Consider the following 16913-nt stretch of genomic DNA (forward strand, 5'->3'; position numbering starts at 1 on the left):
GTTTCCTTTAAATAGTAATTGTGATGGTTCGATCTTTTGTGCGTTTATGTTTTTTAAGTACAGAACCAACACCTAACTGACCATGTTTTTTTGATAAACAAACTTGAGGTAATAAACTATGTTTGGTGGTGAGCTGCCATTTCACTTGCTTATGCTTACCAATAAATTCATAAGCCGCACGTTTAATAATTTCTACATTTGGATGGTTAGGCAGTAATTTACTAACCAGATCTTTGCGCTTTGGCAGAAACTCGATCGTTGTTCCTGCGTTTATATTCCAAGCTTTCGAGCCTAAGGATGCTCCGGAACCAAGTTGAGCAAACTGCCCTTCTGGCATAGTTCGAGATGAAAGACGTGTTTGCTCTTCTTTTGCAAGATGTAGCCACTGCCCTTGAAACTCATGAATCTTTACTTGGCATCCAGATAAACATTCAAGAACACTTTTTAGTCCAGCTTTGCTTCTCGTCGGTGAAGCAAAAACACCACCATAATGCAGGGACAACGAACTACCCTGGCCAGTTAATGCCGACTTACAATCTTCTAAAGGTGAACGTAATCCCTGTGCATGAGCACGAGACTGAGCGGTCAATTGACTCAGTTGCCAACATCGATAGTAAAGAGACAGTAAACGATGGTTAAAAATATCGTAGAAGTCCACCATTGCCGTATCGCCTTCTTTTTGACGATGCAAAGCTAACTCGCTGTAGTGCTGAGGAAGCACCCCCTGCTCACCCGTTAGGCCTATTAAATTGGTTTCAAGTGCTAGCTTGTGGCTATCAATATGTTTTAGATCGCAAAGCTGCGCATTTTCAAAACCTAACGATGGATTGACCTTTAAGTTTAGTTTTTCATGCTTCGGTAGAGCATCTGTCCCTATTTGTGCCTCGGCTTGCAAGATCTCGTGTTCGATAAGGTGAATTGCTTCAAACAACGGATGTTGCTTTAGATCTCGATAAAATTGCTCCGCGATCATAGCAACACCTTATCGCCAGTTAATGCAGGCCATAAGTGGAAGGGCTTTCCCGTTGACTTAAGTCTTATTTCTAGCTGCGTAAAAATGTTAATTTCAGCATATTGTGCAAAGTAAACGGATAGCACACTACCTAGGAGGAAGATTTGCTCTTTAGGTAAAATTTGATCAGAAACCGTCAAAATGATTTTTATACCGTGCGCAAAACCAACTTTACCTTTCTGACTGACTCTACCTGTAGTCGGCTCGAACTCTAGCTTCGCTAAAGCATCAATTACCGCTTTCGTTTCTGCGGTCCCAGAAAACGCGTAGAGATTCAGGGTTTGCTTCAAAGTTGTTAATCCATCTTCTTCGGTAAAGTGGTTTAAAGTTAGAAGCTTAGTTAGCTGCCATCGTGTACTTTCATCCATTTCTGGCCGGAGGGTTTCTGATATAGAAACTAAACAACGAACTGACTCGAAGTTGTCATTTACTTCCGGCAAAGAGACTTTTGGAAGACCGCCTCCAAATGGAAGCTTCTGCGCTAAATTACGATTGCAGCACTCAGCTTCAACGTACATTAACCAGTTTTCTCGGCTCTCCGGACTGAACAATTGATGCCTTTTATCAACAAAAGAAATGTAAGTTTCCCTACCCGGTTCATCGTATCCACCAGCCCAATTTTTATCCTCACGTCTCATCAACCAATAAATTTCACTGGCGTTCATATAATGCGTGTGCTCACCAGCGTGATAACATGGCAGGTTGTGATACGTTTTGTTCCAGTTTCTCAACGTTACGTCAGAAATAGAGACAACCTCATTACTCTCGGCTTCCTGGTATTGCGGTGATAAGTGGTAATCGTACTCGGTTGGTAGAATACGCTTGGGCTCCATAACACTTTTAAATAAGTTGACGACTGGCACACAACCAACCATCAAGCTCTCTTCATCCACTTGCTTAGGAAGCCAATCATCATTGGTATCAAAGTAAAAATACAGTTCAGCTTGCTCTCCAAGAGCTAGCTCTGATAATCCGAGTTCAGTGATATCAAAGAACATGAACTTCTCAGGAAAGTGCAGATACTCAACAAGTAATCTTGCTCCCGAAAAGCTTCTCTTACTGTATGGAACAACCTTCTCATCTTCTGAAAATCCCACTTCAATAAGATGCCTTTTCGTTAAAGAACGGACTTCTTTGCCACCCGCAACGACAGATAAACCAATTAGATTTTGAAATAGCATTTGGTAAAGTTTAAACGTCAACTGAGATTGCCCGTTTAAATAAAAGCGCAACCGTTCTAATCCCATTTCACTCAGAGATGTCTCTTCATCTTGGGCGGTGAGCTGGATTTTCAGAACTGAATGAGCATGGCTTTCCCATTGGGAGCCCACCGATTTAAGCGGTGCGTTTTTGAAAGCGCCAGAGGTCACATCAACAGGGTACATTCTGACCGGATAACAGGTTCTAAACTCGCATTCGTGGTATCCAGGAGCACCGATAACGACTCGTTCACCTTCTTCTACGTCAAAAAAAGAGGAAGTGGAGCTAGAGCAGTTCATCTTAATGACGGACATTGATGGAATTGGTGCGTGAAAATCCGGATATAACTGCCCCATCAAAGATTCAGTGAACTGAGGATAACTATTGTCTAAACTTTGTCTAATCCTTGCCGTTAGAAATGCACAGCCTTCTAGCAATCTTTCTACATGTGGATCGTCAACCTGCTCCTCACTGATACGGAGTCTCGCAGCGATCTTAGGATACTGCTCCCCAAACTCTTGTCCTTTGTGACGTAAATAAGCTAACTCGCGATTATAGTATTTGAGAAACTCTTCACTCATTTCGCTCTACTCAGTTTCATACCTAAATTTACCGGCTCTACTTCAGAATTGAATCGCACTTCATGAATGCTGTTATCGATTAAGCAAGTGGCGCTAATTTGTAACCTCAACACCCTATCAATAGCGTTTTTCTCGTCCGAAATCTGGACATAAGGATTCCTTAACCTAGGCTCGAACTCTTTAATTGCATCATGAACAATGTCACAAAGCTGATTCTGCCCCTCTTGGCTGCTATAAGGCATCGAGGAAAAATCTGGCAGACCATAATTCAATATTGAATAGCGAACCTCTAAAAGGTCATCAGGAATGTTTTTCCATCCGATACGACTATTTAACATAGACTCCAGATCTCTAAGCAAGCTGTTCAACATCTGTTGTTGGCTCGTAGGGAAGTCTTTTTCATCTCTAGTTGAAGGATCACTATCCATCAATTTGTCGAGCAGAGAAACGGTTAAAGACATGTTATTGTTACGCTATTTGTTTCGACTCTAACAATGTAGTCAAGTCACAGATTGGGAGGGCTGAATCACCAACTAGCCAACATTTTTGGCCTAAACCCACGAAGGATTCTTGCTCACCAAGCTGTTTCCAATCTGTTTCTCGACCTAGCTTTTGTGCGTCAGTTTCTGAGTCAACATAGGTCAATGGCATATGGCCTTCTCCTTCGCCAAGTCCGTCAATATCAAACTCTACAGGTCGCCAAATACTTTCTAATAAAGAGGTGGGCGCTTTTATTTCTAGCGCTTGAATGCTAGAAATTGGAACAAGAAAATAGTTACCCGCGGTGGAAAACAGTTCAATGTAACCACCTAAACGATCATCAATATCCCTAGCATCTTCATAGTTTGTACCGTTTATGTTAAAGCCTTTAATAGTACGCTGCTCTTCAATGCTATGCGCTAGGTGTGACGCTTCTGCATAGTCTTGATTTTTGAGAGCGAGGTTAAAGCGAACAAGCTTTTTAGTGAATTCCTCGTCACCTAATACCTTGGCACTAGCCGCACCGTCGATAAAATCTTTTCTAGCCTGGGCCGCTTTCACTAAATGTCGCAACTGACTTGCACCAGGTAGATACTCAGGAAACAATTTGATCGATTGAATAAGTTGCTCATCCGCACGCTCGAAGTCTCCATCAATGCAAAGCAGCTCAATGAACGAGCTTCTCAAGCTTGCATCTTTAGGCGCCGCTTTAATTTCATCAATTAATAGCTCTAGAGCTTGTTGCAATTGGCCTTGGGACAAAGCATTTTTCCATTGGGTCATTGTTATTTCCTTACACCAAGTGCTCTGGTGATAATTCAGTAATTAATTTAATGCTAGATACCATTTGATCGAGCTGGAAGTGCGGTCGCAAATGGATAACAGAGTAATAGTGTCCTGGAGTTTCTCTTTTCTCTCGAACCGTAATTTTCGCTTCATTTAAGGGGTACTTCGCCCTAAGTTCATCAGATGCTTCATCCGACGCGGTAGTGTACTGGTGCAACCATCGTTGAAAGTCTCGCTCTAGGCTTTCTGCATCTTGATATCCACCAATCTTGTCACGCCCCATAACCTTGAGATAATGTGCGACTCGCGACACACACAACGTGTATTGCAACATCGACGTGAGCTTTGCATTCGTTGAAATGTGTTTTTCTGCATATTGCTTAGGCTTGTAGAGAGATACATTCGAGGTCATCCCTACCATATCGGTTTCAGGTACAGGAGAAATAGAAATGAAACCGCATTCAGACAACTCTTGTTCTTTTCTCTCAGAGATCTTTAAGTTTAAAGGGCATCTTTCACGGTCATTCTTGCCATTAACGCGCATTTTGTTCCTAGTAGGAGCGACGATAATACCCTGACTATAATCCCCTTGCTTAATGCCTCGCATGTGCGTAAACCACCCATGCTCCTGAAACGCTCTAATTGATACGGCCGCAAAACAATACGCGCTACTCCCCCATAGCAAATCACGATTAGAGTCGTAGACATGCTCTTGAAAGTCGAACTGATCGTTGCGCGAACCATCACTTTTATATGGCTGACGGAATAAAACATTCGGCGCAGTCAGGCCAATAAATTTGGTATCATCGTTGTCTCTCAGACTGCGCCATTTTGCGTAATCTGCCTGTTCAAATTGGGCCGCAATATCTCTTATCGCAGAGAGCTGTGAAAAACTGTCAACACCAAACATCTCCGGCGATGCTGACATAATGAACGGGCTGAATGCTGCCGCTGCAGACTGAGAGATCTTGCTGAGCACAGACAGATCTCTATCAAAATAATTTTTACTCGCATCACAACGAAGTTGATAATCGCCAACTACCACGCCAAAGGGTTCTCCCCCGGCCATGCCATATTCATTTTGATAGAGCAGCTTAAATAGTGCTGATTGGTCAAACTCGATGGCTTTTAGTGCATCTTTACTGACTTCATTCCATGTTGCCGCCAACACCTTGACTTTGACGGAGTCTGATGATCGAGTGTCGACCTGTTCGCATAAATACCTCACGCCGATCCAACCTCTTTCGAGTTGTTGAAACTCAGGATGATGTATTATTTCGTTTAATTGAGATTCTAATAGCTCATCAATTCGGTTTATCGTGTTCATCACACTATGACGAAAACTGTCCAAATCTCTTGAACGCGTACCTTCTAGCCAAATTCGAGCTGCCTCTACAAGATCAGAAGATTCATTGAATCGAGTCAACCACGGGCTATCAAGCTCAGCATGGCCTCCTGTGCTGAATTCATGCTTTAGCTTACTGGGATCGCGAAAGTTAAGTGACACTGCTATTTCCATCTAGAACATAACGATTTGGTATGGCTGGCCTTACGACCAGCCAATTCATTTCTTATCCACCCGACTGAGGGATCTTTGCAACAAGTCGCAAAGATGTCGTCAATTCTTCCATTTGCAGCCAAGGCTTAAGCCATGCTACAGCATTGTAAGAACCTGGTGCGCCAGGGATTTCCTTAACCTGGACACGAGCATCTGCTAGAGGGTATTTCGCTCGGATCTCTTGACCACCACCCTCTGAAGCATTTACATAGCCTAGAATCCAGCGGTTCAACCAAGACTCAACGTCTTCTGCTTCCATAAAGCTACCGATTTTATCTCGAGCCATTACCTTCAAATAATGCGCAAAACGAGATGTCGCCATCATGTAAGGTAGACGTGCTGAAATCGCCGCATTAGCCGTTGCTTCTGGAGATTCGTGGTTCGCCGGTTTTTGACAGGTTTGCGCACCAAAGAAAACCGCATAGTTGGTGTTTTTGTAGTGACAAAGCGGTAAGAAACCAAGTTTACCCAGCTCTGCCTCACGTCGGTCGGTAATACCAATCTCTGTTGGACACTTCATATCAGGATCGCCATCATCACTCATGAAGAAATGTGTTGGCAAATTATCCACTCGACCACCACCTTCTGCACCACGGATAGCTGTACAGAATCCATATTTTGAGAAGGCGTCTGTTAACTTAACACCAAGAACATACGAAGAGTTCATCCAACAGTAGTCATTATGCTCAGCATTGACAGCAATACCTGACACTGGGTCTACTTCGAACTCTTCAAATCCAAATTCCTCAACTGGAGCAGTGGCTTGTCCGTATGGCAAACGAGCCAGAACTTTCGGCATAGTCAGGCTAACAAAACGTGAATCAGCACTCTCACGGAACGAACGCCATTGAGCGTATTCTAACGACTCAAAGACCTTGTCTAGATCGCGTGGTTTTGACAGTTCAGTCCACTCATCAAAACCAAATAGTGCTGGTGAGGCCGCGGACAAGAATGGGGAGAAGCCTGAAGCGGCTACATTTGACATTAGGCGCAGCGACTCAATATCCTCTGGGTGGTTGGTAAACTCATAGTCACCAATTAATGCACCATAAGGTTCACCACCTGCACTGCCAAACTCAGACTCGTAAACTTTCTTAAAGATCTGGCTTTGGTCAAATTCAACCGCTTTACTCAAGTCTTTATGTAACTCTTTCTTGGTCATACTCATCATGCGAATTTTCAGAGTAGAGCTCGTCTCTGAGTTCATCACTAGATAATTTAAACCACGCCAAGAACCTTCAAGTTTCTGTAATTCAGGATGATGCATTACTTCAGACAACTGATCAGAAATCTGTTTATCAAGTAAATTAATTGCTTCACGAAAAGTTACCGTTAGGTTTTTGTTCCAAGTAACCGTCCCTTTCATCGCTTCTTCAGTGAGCGTTTTAATTAGCTCTTCAGCACGAGAGGCTTCTGTCTGCTTAGTTGCACCAATAGCTTGATCTAAAAATGAAGTTGTTTGTTCATTAACAGTTGGATCTAACTGCTTTTCAGCTTCAGTCGTCATTATTCCGCTCCTTCAGTACTGTCTGACTTCGCTTTCTTGCCAAGATCTAACTCGCCCGCAAGTTTTGCCAGATTGTCTGTGTTGTTCAAAACATCCTCTAAGATGTTTTCAAGCTCTTCAGAACGGTCAACTTTTGTCATCAAATCACGCAGTTTATTACGCGTTTCCATCAGTTGGCGCAGTGGATCAACTTGATTTACGATCGCAGCGGGCTCAAAGTCTTGCATTGATTTAAAGTTCAAATCCACCTCAAACTGTGAATCGTCGTTCGCAAGCTTGTTCGCAACTTTGAACTTAACCGATGGGTTCATCTTTTTGAGCACATCATCGAAGTTGTCTCGATCGATCTGAATAAAACGGCGGTCTTTCAATGGCTTCAACGCTTCAGTGTTTTGACCAGCGAAGTCACCCATTACACCTACAACAAAAGGTAGCTCTTTCTTAAGAGTTGTACCTTCAGTTTCAACATCATAGGTAATGTGGACACGAGGCTTCCGTACTCGTGACAGTTTCGAGTGGATACTCGTCATACCATTCTCCCTTTATTAATTTTCATTTTGTTCTGCTATGCCAACCAAACGGAAGTAGCTTTTCTTTGCATCTCCGTCGGAGATAAGTTCCGCCAGTAACTCCGGCAGAGGCATTCCACACCAACGAATGATCTGTTCGATGGAGTAAGAAACTGGTGAGTGAGGCTCACTCTCTCTGAAGAAATCAGCCACTAGCTGCAATTGTCTAATCGCCTGCTCTCGTGATTTCATGTTTGTCGCTAATAGTGCATCAGAACTTTGTGAACTCACTTGTTGTTCCGAAGAAGAAGATTCATCCACCTCCTCCAGTTCTTCAAACACAGCTTGTGGTTGATTAAAACGCTCTCCAAGGAGATGCTTTAATGCCGAGTGTATTGATTCAAGCCTTTTTGATATATAAGAGCTAGGAGTGACATCACCTACCGCTTCATCTAATCGCTGACTGAATTCATTAAATGACTCTGTGGCGAACTCCAGATCAGCGATTAGCTCACGATAAAAGGCATCAGAGGTAGATTTAACTGTAGTTGTAATATCAGATAGCTCTGTAGCGCCAAGATCGACTCGATTTCGGCGCTTATCTTCATCTAAACGCTCCAACTCAATAGCTTGCTGATATTCCCAGTAGGCATACGCTTGCTCAACGCCTACGTCAGTAAGCGGGATACAAGCAATAGGGAAAATAAGTGTTCCTTCGCTATCGATACCATTGAGGCCAGTAATCGCCGATATTCTTGTTTCAATGCCATCCTCATCAGGCATTGGATAGAGAGCATCCCAAAACTTCTCGATGAACTCGGTTGCGAGTTTGTACCCAACGCCCATACCACGAAAACCATGCAATCGAGTTAGGGCTTCTATAAGCCAAGCAACAAATTCCAAATCTTTAGACTGATTCGTAAGTATCTCTGGTACTTCCTCAATAAATACACGCCATAAGTTACTGTGGGTATAAATGCTTTCTTCTTCTATAAGCGCATTGCGCTCTGCATTTCGCGCAGCCATACGCTGATCTTTTAATCGGTAATAAGCGGACTGTGGCGAGACATCTTCTCTAGGATCAACACCTGTGGGATTCTCTTGAGATATAGGAGCCAACGCTTGTTCATACCAATCGAACATCTCACTATTCATAAGACCTCCCTCTAAGAAAAACGGGGATCGTCGCGTCTTCTCTCGTTACTGCTTCAAATTCCGTCTGCGCTTGGCGAACTTTGACTAACGCACAAGTAACGTTATCACTTGCACCCCTCACTAACGCCGAATGCATGAGTGCTAATCCTGCTTGATTTACTGAGTCCGCATACAATGTCCGGTGAATTTCATCACTCGTTAATTCTTTAGAAAGCCCATCACTACACAGAAGAAATTGGTCTCCATCAGCCAACTGCCCTGAAACTTGATCAATAGTGATACTCTCATCTACCCCAACAGCTCTGGTAATAACATTTGCGAGAGGATGTGACTCAGCATCTTCAAATGCCAATAACCCTTGATCGACTAAATCCATAACTTGACTATGATCGCGTGTTTTTTGAGAAAAATGACCATTTCTAAGCTGGTAAATTCGGCTATCACCGACCCAAAGACAGTGGTAATACCCGTCCTGGATAAACAACAAAACGAGAGTTGTTCCCATCGTTTTACCGTCTAAGTGATTTTGTGCGTATTGATAAATTTCTAAATTCGCGGCTTGAACCACACTCCGGATATCATCGATATTGGTATTTGGGACATCCTGCATATGGCGCGCGATTCTATCCACTAGCATCTGGCTTGCTATGTCGCCAGCACTATGCCCACCCATTCCATCGGCTACAACCCAAATATGCTGCTCTGTCATATCTAAAAGAGCATCCTCGTTATAAGGGCGTACTTTTCCTGCGTGCGATTTAGCAAAGGTAAAATAGTTCCAATTCATTCTTCTATCCTACCAATTCCACTTTTTCCAACCGCCATCAAGCATGGCAGAAAATTGACCAATAGAAGGGAAACCGCTGGTCATAAACATACATGGTTCAACTAGAGTCGAGCCTTCAGTCCACCAAAAGCATGGCTTACTCAATTTTTCTTTAACGAGGTAATTCAAAAGTGCGCTTTGATCTGCTCCACCTTGATCATGAAAAATCGTAGATATTTGGCTTTGATAAAGAAACTTAAGAGGCCGCACTTCACTTTTTACATTCGCCACTAAATCGTTTTTTTCTTGCATGCTCTTATGCCAAACATCAAATACAAAGTCGTCCTCAAGTACTGCTAGGGCAAGAGATGCACTGTCCTCGGTCCAAGCTTTGTCCCCCCAATATTGCGCAGCTTCACCTTTTACGGCACGAGCTATAGTAAAGAAAAAGTATCTACCGCATGCATCTACACTAGGAATCATGCTACCAATGTATGTCGAGTCTTCTAAGTAATTAACATCCAGAGCAAAGTGCCACACAGGCGCGGTTAAAAAGTGCTCATTCCAACTTTCACCCAATTGTTCTCTGCTGACTGCAATAACAGCCTGCTGCCAGTCATGCCAGCGCTCTGAAAAATCTTGTGATAAGCCATCTTTCACAAAGTCTCCTTTTGCAGGCATTTTACCGATATAACCCCAGGCTGATGTTACAAGGTTCGTGGACATCTGAACCTCTCCATTTCATTTGACCAAAACGGATTAATAGCACTAGACGGAATAAGCTCTAGTTGCACCTTATTTCCCTTTAAATCAATCATAACTATGTTGTCTTTACGTGATTCTGGTCTTGCTTTAAGTGATTGATCCAAAAGCTTGAATATGCCCCACTCACCTTCATAGGTATGCGCAATTTCGCGTTTAGATTCTGGTGGTGTGAACACTATTCGAGTCTGGTCTTGACCCGCAGGCCAGCTCAAGGATTTAGGTCGTGCTGGTCCATGCTTATAAACCAAATCTTGCTTACCTAGCTCTAGAACAAACCGAGTAATGTGCTGATCCAGATATACTGGTTTCATACCGAACTCTACGCGCAATGAATTATCAGATTCAAAGAAAGACTGCCTGATACGCTTCGCTCTTTGAAAGACCATCAGCGTTTCTGGACGAACTCCAATTTCCTTTTCTAATCGCCAACGACTTTTCGACGTATCGACAAACGGTTCAAGATACTCTTGGAAGAATGAGTCAAGCGTACCTCCATAACCAAAGAAACGTTTGAAGTCCTTCAGCCTTACTTCTCTGCTCGCATTTGGCGCGAATGGGTATCTACCCGCAATCGTCCGCTGATAAGGGCGCACCACTTGCGTTACCCAAAGCTGATTTAGATGATCTTTCGACCCGCTCTCCGCAAACTTAACTGACTCTTGAGAAAGTTCACCTAGCCATTGATTAAATGGCCTAGGCAAAAGTTCTTTAGCGCGAGCAAAGGAAGCAGCCACATCTTGTGTAACGGTCCCATCTAAAATACTTTTGTAAGCAATTTTCTGATTATTACCTGAGCTTGATAAATCGCTTAAGTACGAGCGCAAGTTAACCATAGCTTGTTGAATATCATCAAAGTCTTGTTCGCCGAGACGTAAGATCTCCGAAAAATGAGATTCGACTTCTTTACCTGGCAGTGCAACATTGAAACCATTTTCTTCAGGCAAGTACATGTCTAGTCTATCTGCCGTATTCGAAAATTTAACTTTGGCAACCTTACCAGCAACTTCAGAAGCGGCCTTCTGATTTTCTGACAATGATACTTTCGACAAACCAACTTCTTTTTGGATTGCCCTCAACAACGATTCGATTGGTCTTTCAACTCCAGATAGAACTCTAGCTTGTTCTGTTGCAAGCTCTAGGCTCGGAGCCTGCTTAAGTTGAATATCTTCGATCAGAGTTTTCCATTCATTCACATAATCTTGATAGTATCGAGATTGGACTCCTTGAATAGCGCTATCTTGATCAATTTCATGAGCCTTAAGATCGTCACCATAAACCCAGTTCTCTTCCATTAGGCTTTTTACTGTACGGTTGATCTGAATCTGAAAAATGCTATGAAAGCCATTGTACGTATAAAAGCCCGAAATGCCTTGTGATAACGGCTTTCCACTCGCTCGTTCAAACTGCTCAAGCCCTTTAGGCCCCAAGACATCAGTCAAACGAAATGAAGGAACATGACTCTTCGAAAATTGTATCTTCATTCGCTGGTAAGCACGTTCTGGTAGAGACATTTGTGTCAAAACCTCTCGGGCATTAGTCACGGCAGCAGTATTATAAGAAAAGCCTTGTCCATCATTCTCTAATAAATTTTGAGTGTGCTGTAACAGACCTTTTCTTAAGTCTATATTTAGTTCACCCGGATATTGACGTTCAAAATAGAAGTTAAACCAAGCCAACACTTCATCTTGTTGGTATTTGTCTGGATTAAATAACATCAAATAAGTTTTCAACGTTTCATACAAATACTCTCGGTGCTGTTGATTACTTTCCATTTCCGTCACCAAGCTATCAAGAAGCAAGGGAGCGTAATATTGGGTCAACGCATCAGAATATGCATTGTTTGCCGCCTGTGAGACTTTATCTCCTTGATAGAGACCAAACCTTTTTACGGAATCAGCATCGCCGTAGTTGCTTTGTTTTCCTAGAGGAAGCGTCATCAATCGATCTAATGTTTCTACGGCTGAGATAATATCCGCCTCAAAATCTAGGCTCTCAGCACCAATCATTGCTTCAATATGGCCGGCTTGCTCATTGGTATCGACAATCAACTGAGAATTCCACTTGTAGCTCATAAGCCAAAGTGCAGACGCACCTAGCAGTAGAGAAGTACAGCCAATGTAAACACCTCGACGCATCCACCCTGACTGCTTTTGATAGTGACGATTAACCGTTCCTAACAGTTGTTCCTTGAAAATAACCTTATCAAACAAGTTCTTCACGAAATAACTATGAGACCCTGTTGGGCTCTTTGCTAGAGCGAGGCGATTTAGTCCAAGTCCATTGGTCGATTCATTCATTAACTTATCGACTGGTAAGCCTTCTTGGACCGAGCTCAACATAAACACACCACGAATCAAGGCTGGCTCTTCAAAACTATTTTGTGCAAATATTTCCGCTAAAAATTCATCAAGGTTAGCTTGCAATACCCTTAGCTGTTTAGGAAACTCAAAAATAAGTGCTCGCTTCTCTAAATCATCTTCAGTTTCAAGGATTCTCAGCATTCGCGCATCAAGGCGCTCCAACATGCCATGAAATTCTTTATTGAATAAAGAAATAACCCCTCTTTCATCAGCCACTTCACGCGGAAACATGAAACCGAACAATTCCTCACGCTCTTCCTTACTTAGATCAGAGAAGAACTCATTGAAACCCGCAACTAAATCCATTTTGGTCAGTAGTACGTAAATAGGAAATTGCATACCTAACTGATTCTTCAGTTCTTGAAGGCGCGACTTGATAGCTCGAGCATGAAGGCTTCGCTCGGTTCTTGTCTGCGACATCACACTGGCTAAACTGATCGTGACAATTGCACCATTAATTGGCCTTTGCGTTCTATATTTTTTCAACAACCCTAAGAAGCCGTGCCATGCTTTAGAGTCGACTTTTTCTTGACTGTCTTGTGTCGTGTATCGACCGGCCGTATCAATCAGAACGGCTTTATTTGCAAACCACCAATCACAATGACGAGTTCCACCGACACCAGCAATAGAGTCAGAACCAAGGCTATCCGCTAACGGAAACTCTAGCCCTGACTGCTTTAACACTGTTGTTTTCCCTGTCCCTGGAGGGCCGATCAACACATACCAAGGCAAGTCATATAAGCTTCGCTTTCCTTTATGTGTTTTCGTTACTACTTTGACAGCTTGCTCAATACGCTCGCGCATTAAGTCAATTTCACTCGCCGCTTCTTTATCTGATTGACTATCAACCTCAAGTAACGTTTGAATACTTTCGTCTTCTTTAACTTTTTGCTTGTGCTGTTTAGTCACGTTGAATAAAGCCCACACAAACACCAGCACCAAAATCGTGACGAGTCGTTGGAAGTCGCTCTTTAGTGGCTCATATCCCGCTATCGTGATAAGTGGACCAACAACCCAAATAAAAATTGAACAAGCAGCGACACCGATAAGACCGAGAAACCACCTTTGAGTAAATATTCTGCCAATTTCTTTAATACGCATCTCTATCTACCTGTTATTAATTCGCGACAAGGAGGTCGATTTCAATTCGACGGTTAATAGCTCGGTTTTCGTCACTATTGTTTTCAACCAATGGTCTTGCATCACCCAGACCTTCTGGTATGACTCGACCTTCTAGTGCGCTATTCGAGATAAGTTGTTCAGACATAGCAGTAGCTCGAGCTAGTGATAGATGCCAGTTCGAAGGATATTTACTCGTGAAAATTGGCCTATCATCGGTATGACCTGTCACAATGATCTTGCCTTGGGTCGACTCCAACGTTCTAGCGAGTTTAGAAATTACGGGTTGGATATACGCAACAACATCAGCACTACCTGATTCAAATAGATCTTGCGACTTTAACGAAATTCTTACCCTGTCTTGCAACGGCTCGACGTTAATTAGCCCCTTCCCGATCTCGGTTGCCAGATACATAGAGATCCTTTCTGAAATTGGCGCTGATTTTGATTCTGACGTTGTATCTTGGTTAAGCTGTTGCGGTTGAACCAAATTGACTAATTGAGAAAAGGTGCGGTTGGAAGCCTTGTTTAGCTCATAGCTAAAATACATAAATATACAAACCAATAATGCAGCCGTTACGGAGCACACAACCCAGAGAGGAGCTCTGTCGGAAGCCTTAGAGCCATTCAAAATGTGTTGTTCGATACTATTGCTTAGCTCTTGAGGTATCCCTCTTCCGTAAGACTTAAGAATAGCGATAATCTGCCTTCTCAGTTTTCGGTGAGACTCCAGTCCGTTTTTTTCCAAACGATATTGGCCGAGAAACCCAAGCGATAGGCACACGTACATCAATTCAAGCAAATCTAAATTTGTATCTGGTTGCGCCATGCACTTATCAAGGTACTTAAAGAACGCTTCCCCCCCCTGGCTGCTGGCATAGAAAGAACTAAGCAATGAGTCATGGCTCCAAAATGAATGCCCCCCCCAATTAGTATTGAGCACCGCTTCATCTAACGAGCAACACAAACAGTAACGAGCCGTATCAATAGTGTCCAAATCAACGTCGTGGTGGCGTAGTCGGTTCTCATAATCTCTAAGTTTTTGTGCCAACGTCTCTTTTAGAAACAACGGGTCAGAATGAGTCGCTGTCGCTCGAATTTGACCAATAATGGATAAAAGACCATTCGCTTCTGCCAATAAAGGGTTGTTCCCATAAGCAACCACTGAATCGTTATTCACCAATTCAGGACTTTTTGAGATAACTACCGTATTATCTGCTGACTTTTCTGATTGTGGTTTCGGTGCGGGCGCTCTTCCACCCGGTGTTGGTTTTACGATCGTTTGTTCCATACTGAGCACACCTATTGACTAATACTCCATAGCTCAAGGTCAGCATTCGGAAAATGCCCCGATAAATGCAGCGCAATACCACCACTGTCTTTCAGCCTCATCCAAAACGGGCCTTTCTTGACTACTTCGAAGTAGACATAACCCGTTTGGTAAGGGATCTGCCTCGGTACTACACTCAATGGCGCTACGTTTATGCCATTAATCTGATTGTTGATCAGATCACGAATCTGCTCCGCTGGTCCAAACTTGAGCTGCGCCGGGACTAAACGTCTGATTTCATCTGTTGTCGTATCAGCTTTGACTGCAAGCACAAACTGGCATGATTCAAGTAAACGCTTATCTGGAAGTGGCGTCACTTGAATTCCATATTGTCGTGGCTCCAAAGGAAGTTTGCTTGCTGTTTGATCAAGGACAACGCTCAGATATTGACTCAGAACTTGATTCAATTCGCTATAAACACTTGATACATCTAAGTGATCGTATGTAAGTAAGCTTGGCATCCTCTTGGTTTTGTCAGAAAACGTAGCTAATTCACCAATATAACCTTTCAGGGTCGTAGCTAATTCCAATGGATGTAGCCTGTCTAGGTCACTAAAGTGCTTTAACATCGCCTCATACCTGTTCAACATTTGTAGCATGATGAAATCAACAGCAGATGCAGATGCGGCTTTGCCCTTAATCAATCGCTGCGCAATAACGTCGGCACGCATCTTTGTCATCGCAATAACGTTACGCAAGTAAGCCGACATAACTTTGTCGCTAAGTAAATTGATAAGCGGTGGAACATACGAATCGTCTAGTATTACTTCGCCTTCTGCCGTTACCTCTTTTATTTTCAAAATCGGTAACTCAACATAACCGGCTAATTTGTCATTGCTGGCTTTCAGTTCCAGGTTTAGGGCTGCGACTTGAATCGTTTCTTCATCCTGCCCAGTGAGATTATCTATAACGTCAACGTCTTTAAGTACATAACGAGAAACGATCGCCTCACTTACATCAGAAACATTTTTACCTTTGATATTTGAAAGGGGAAGAGTGATTTTTACTAACGTATTTTCGACGTCTTTATCAATAAATAAAGGCACAACCGAATCGCTGGCTGTTAAGGTATTAACCAGAGTCATATCTGGCAAAACTGCCTCAAAGTGATCTAATTCAATCAGACCATCTTTTAATGCATGTTCTTTTACTCGACATTTCCAAACCCCCCAATTATAAGCCCCACCAAACTGATGTAAGCCTTTGAATTCTTGAGAGGTTGCGCGTTCATGTTGTTGAAAGTGCTGGGGACGTAAAAACATCCCTTCGCACCAAGCCGTCTTGGAGTATTGCGTCATTTATAATTAGCCAACTAAACGTTATTTTACGACCAAAGACAGATCTTCTAACAGAATTTGATAGGTGTTGTAACCGGTCTTATCCACTTCAATGACTTGTCGCCAATTTGAATTTTCAATATCTCGAAACGCTGCGACAATGCCTAAGTATTCAGTCTTTGGAGACATACTTGCCTGATATGTTTCTTTCTGACCTGGAGTTAATGATATTTCATATTTATTCACTAAATCAGGGCCTAATACCTTTTCACTTTCTTCATAAATTGAAAAAAAATCCTGACTTTCAAAAAGGGTATTTGATGTTAATTCAAAAACATACACGACTACAGGGGATGGCCTACCATTGGAGTCAGGGTTAATATTGTGATTTGCTGTTATTTCTAAATCTGAATATGGGTCAACAACTAAGTTGGCTGCTGAGCATCCAAATAAAACCATTGAAATTAATAACAAAATGTACTGATAAACTCTTTTCATCACCCTATTT

Annotated in this window: 14 protein-coding genes; all 14 read right to left on the reverse strand. The window is 42.7% G+C overall.

Translation table 11 applies throughout. The features are described from left to right. Nucleotides 1-7: 7 nt before the first annotated feature. Genes tssG through tssJ form a run of 14 tightly spaced genes read right to left on the reverse strand, consistent with a single transcriptional unit; the run spans nucleotide 8 to nucleotide 16903 of the window. Entirely contained in the window at nucleotides 8-973 is a 966-nt protein-coding gene (tssG, locus tag NDJ01_RS23785) for a type VI secretion system baseplate subunit TssG (protein ID WP_258587482.1), read from the reverse strand. Beyond that, nucleotides 970-2793 carry a type VI secretion system baseplate subunit TssF gene (gene tssF / locus NDJ01_RS23790; RefSeq protein ID WP_124007984.1) on the reverse strand — a complete coding sequence of 608 codons (1824 nt, stop codon included), beginning with the start codon at nucleotides 2791-2793 and terminating at the stop codon, nucleotides 970-972. Before tssF ends, tssG begins: the two co-directional genes overlap by 4 nt. Further along, nucleotides 2790-3254 carry a type VI secretion system baseplate subunit TssE gene (tssE, locus tag NDJ01_RS23795; RefSeq protein ID WP_012842186.1) on the reverse strand — a complete coding sequence of 155 codons (465 nt, stop codon included), beginning with the start codon at nucleotides 3252-3254 and terminating at the stop codon, nucleotides 2790-2792. The genes tssF and tssE overlap by 4 nt, the downstream gene beginning before the upstream one ends. 7 nt (nucleotides 3255-3261) lie before the next feature. Beyond that, nucleotides 3262-4056: a type VI secretion system accessory protein TagJ gene (locus NDJ01_RS23800; protein WP_258587483.1), complete on the reverse strand. Its 795-nt coding sequence runs from the start codon at nucleotides 4054-4056 to the stop codon at nucleotides 3262-3264. 10 nt (nucleotides 4057-4066) lie between these two features. Beyond that, nucleotides 4067-5578 (reverse strand): type VI secretion system contractile sheath large subunit, encoded by a 1512-nt coding sequence (gene tssC, locus NDJ01_RS23805; protein WP_048625110.1) that lies wholly within the window; start codon nucleotides 5576-5578, stop codon nucleotides 4067-4069. Nucleotides 5579-5630: 52 nt separating this feature from the next. Next, the gene (gene tssC, locus NDJ01_RS23810; protein WP_005396386.1) at nucleotides 5631-7124 is read right to left on the reverse strand and encodes a type VI secretion system contractile sheath large subunit; all 1494 of its coding nucleotides are present in this window, start codon (nucleotides 7122-7124) and stop codon (nucleotides 5631-5633) included. Next, a complete protein-coding gene (gene tssB / locus NDJ01_RS23815; RefSeq protein WP_005396385.1) occupies nucleotides 7124-7654 on the reverse strand; it encodes a type VI secretion system contractile sheath small subunit in 531 nt (176 codons plus the stop codon). The genes tssC (NDJ01_RS23810) and tssB overlap by 1 nt, the downstream gene beginning before the upstream one ends. Nucleotides 7655-7669: 15 nt before the next feature. Then, a complete protein-coding gene (gene tssA, locus NDJ01_RS23820; protein WP_170891770.1) occupies nucleotides 7670-8788 on the reverse strand; it encodes a type VI secretion system protein TssA in 1119 nt (372 codons plus the stop codon). Further along, complete coding sequence (locus NDJ01_RS23825) at nucleotides 8781-9575, reverse strand: PP2C family serine/threonine-protein phosphatase (RefSeq protein WP_005398381.1); 795 nt, start codon at nucleotides 9573-9575, stop codon at nucleotides 8781-8783. The genes tssA and NDJ01_RS23825 overlap by 8 nt, the downstream gene beginning before the upstream one ends. Nucleotides 9576-9584: 9 nt before the next feature. Further along, entirely contained in the window at nucleotides 9585-10280 is a 696-nt protein-coding gene (gene tagF, locus NDJ01_RS23830) for a type VI secretion system-associated protein TagF (protein WP_258587484.1), read from the reverse strand. Next, nucleotides 10262-13780 carry a type VI secretion system membrane subunit TssM gene (tssM, locus tag NDJ01_RS23835; protein ID WP_258587485.1) on the reverse strand — a complete coding sequence of 1173 codons (3519 nt, stop codon included), beginning with the start codon at nucleotides 13778-13780 and terminating at the stop codon, nucleotides 10262-10264. Before tssM ends, tagF begins: the two co-directional genes overlap by 19 nt. Before the next feature lie 16 nt (nucleotides 13781-13796). Next, a complete protein-coding gene (gene tssL / locus NDJ01_RS23840) occupies nucleotides 13797-15089 on the reverse strand; it encodes a type VI secretion system protein TssL, long form (RefSeq protein ID WP_176319532.1) in 1293 nt (430 codons plus the stop codon). 11 nt (nucleotides 15090-15100) lie between these two features. Beyond that, nucleotides 15101-16426: a type VI secretion system baseplate subunit TssK gene (gene tssK, locus NDJ01_RS23845; RefSeq protein ID WP_104972680.1), complete on the reverse strand. Its 1326-nt coding sequence runs from the start codon at nucleotides 16424-16426 to the stop codon at nucleotides 15101-15103. 21 nt (nucleotides 16427-16447) lie between these two features. Continuing rightward, on the reverse strand, nucleotides 16448-16903 hold the full coding sequence (gene tssJ / locus NDJ01_RS23850) for a type VI secretion system lipoprotein TssJ (RefSeq protein WP_005395676.1): 456 nt from the start codon (nucleotides 16901-16903) through the stop codon (nucleotides 16448-16450). Between the last annotated feature and the right edge of the window lie 10 nt (nucleotides 16904-16913).

It is taken from the genome of Vibrio sp. HS-50-1, from assembly GCF_024747315.1.
Lineage (GTDB): Bacteria > Pseudomonadota > Gammaproteobacteria > Enterobacterales > Vibrionaceae > Vibrio > Vibrio diabolicus.

What these genes read in the sequence shown, in the direction of transcription:
- NDJ01_RS23825 (WP_005398381.1), bottom strand. Translation starts at nt 9,575, where the DNA reads ATGAATTGGAACTATTTTACCTTTGCTAAATCGCACGCAGGAAAAGTA.
- tssF (WP_124007984.1), bottom strand. Translation starts at nt 2,793, where the DNA reads ATGAGTGAAGAGTTTCTCAAATACTATAATCGCGAGTTAGCTTATTTA.
- tssK (WP_104972680.1), bottom strand. Translation starts at nt 16,426, where the DNA reads ATGACGCAATACTCCAAGACGGCTTGGTGCGAAGGGATGTTTTTACGT.
- tssL (WP_176319532.1), bottom strand. Translation starts at nt 15,089, where the DNA reads ATGGAACAAACGATCGTAAAACCAACACCGGGTGGAAGAGCGCCCGCA.
- tssB (WP_005396385.1), bottom strand. Translation starts at nt 7,654, where the DNA reads ATGACGAGTATCCACTCGAAACTGTCACGAGTACGGAAGCCTCGTGTC.
- tssC (WP_005396386.1), bottom strand. Translation starts at nt 7,124, where the DNA reads ATGACGACTGAAGCTGAAAAGCAGTTAGATCCAACTGTTAATGAACAA.
- tssC (WP_048625110.1), bottom strand. Translation starts at nt 5,578, where the DNA reads ATGGAAATAGCAGTGTCACTTAACTTTCGCGATCCCAGTAAGCTAAAG.
- tssM (WP_258587485.1), bottom strand. Translation starts at nt 13,780, where the DNA reads ATGCGTATTAAAGAAATTGGCAGAATATTTACTCAAAGGTGGTTTCTC.
- tssG (WP_258587482.1), bottom strand. Translation starts at nt 973, where the DNA reads ATGATCGCGGAGCAATTTTATCGAGATCTAAAGCAACATCCGTTGTTT.
- tssJ (WP_005395676.1), bottom strand. Translation starts at nt 16,903, where the DNA reads ATGAAAAGAGTTTATCAGTACATTTTGTTATTAATTTCAATGGTTTTA.
- tssE (WP_012842186.1), bottom strand. Translation starts at nt 3,254, where the DNA reads ATGTCTTTAACCGTTTCTCTGCTCGACAAATTGATGGATAGTGATCCT.
- NDJ01_RS23800 (WP_258587483.1), bottom strand. Translation starts at nt 4,056, where the DNA reads ATGACCCAATGGAAAAATGCTTTGTCCCAAGGCCAATTGCAACAAGCT.
- tagF (WP_258587484.1), bottom strand. Translation starts at nt 10,280, where the DNA reads ATGTCCACGAACCTTGTAACATCAGCCTGGGGTTATATCGGTAAAATG.
- tssA (WP_170891770.1), bottom strand. Translation starts at nt 8,788, where the DNA reads ATGAATAGTGAGATGTTCGATTGGTATGAACAAGCGTTGGCTCCTATA.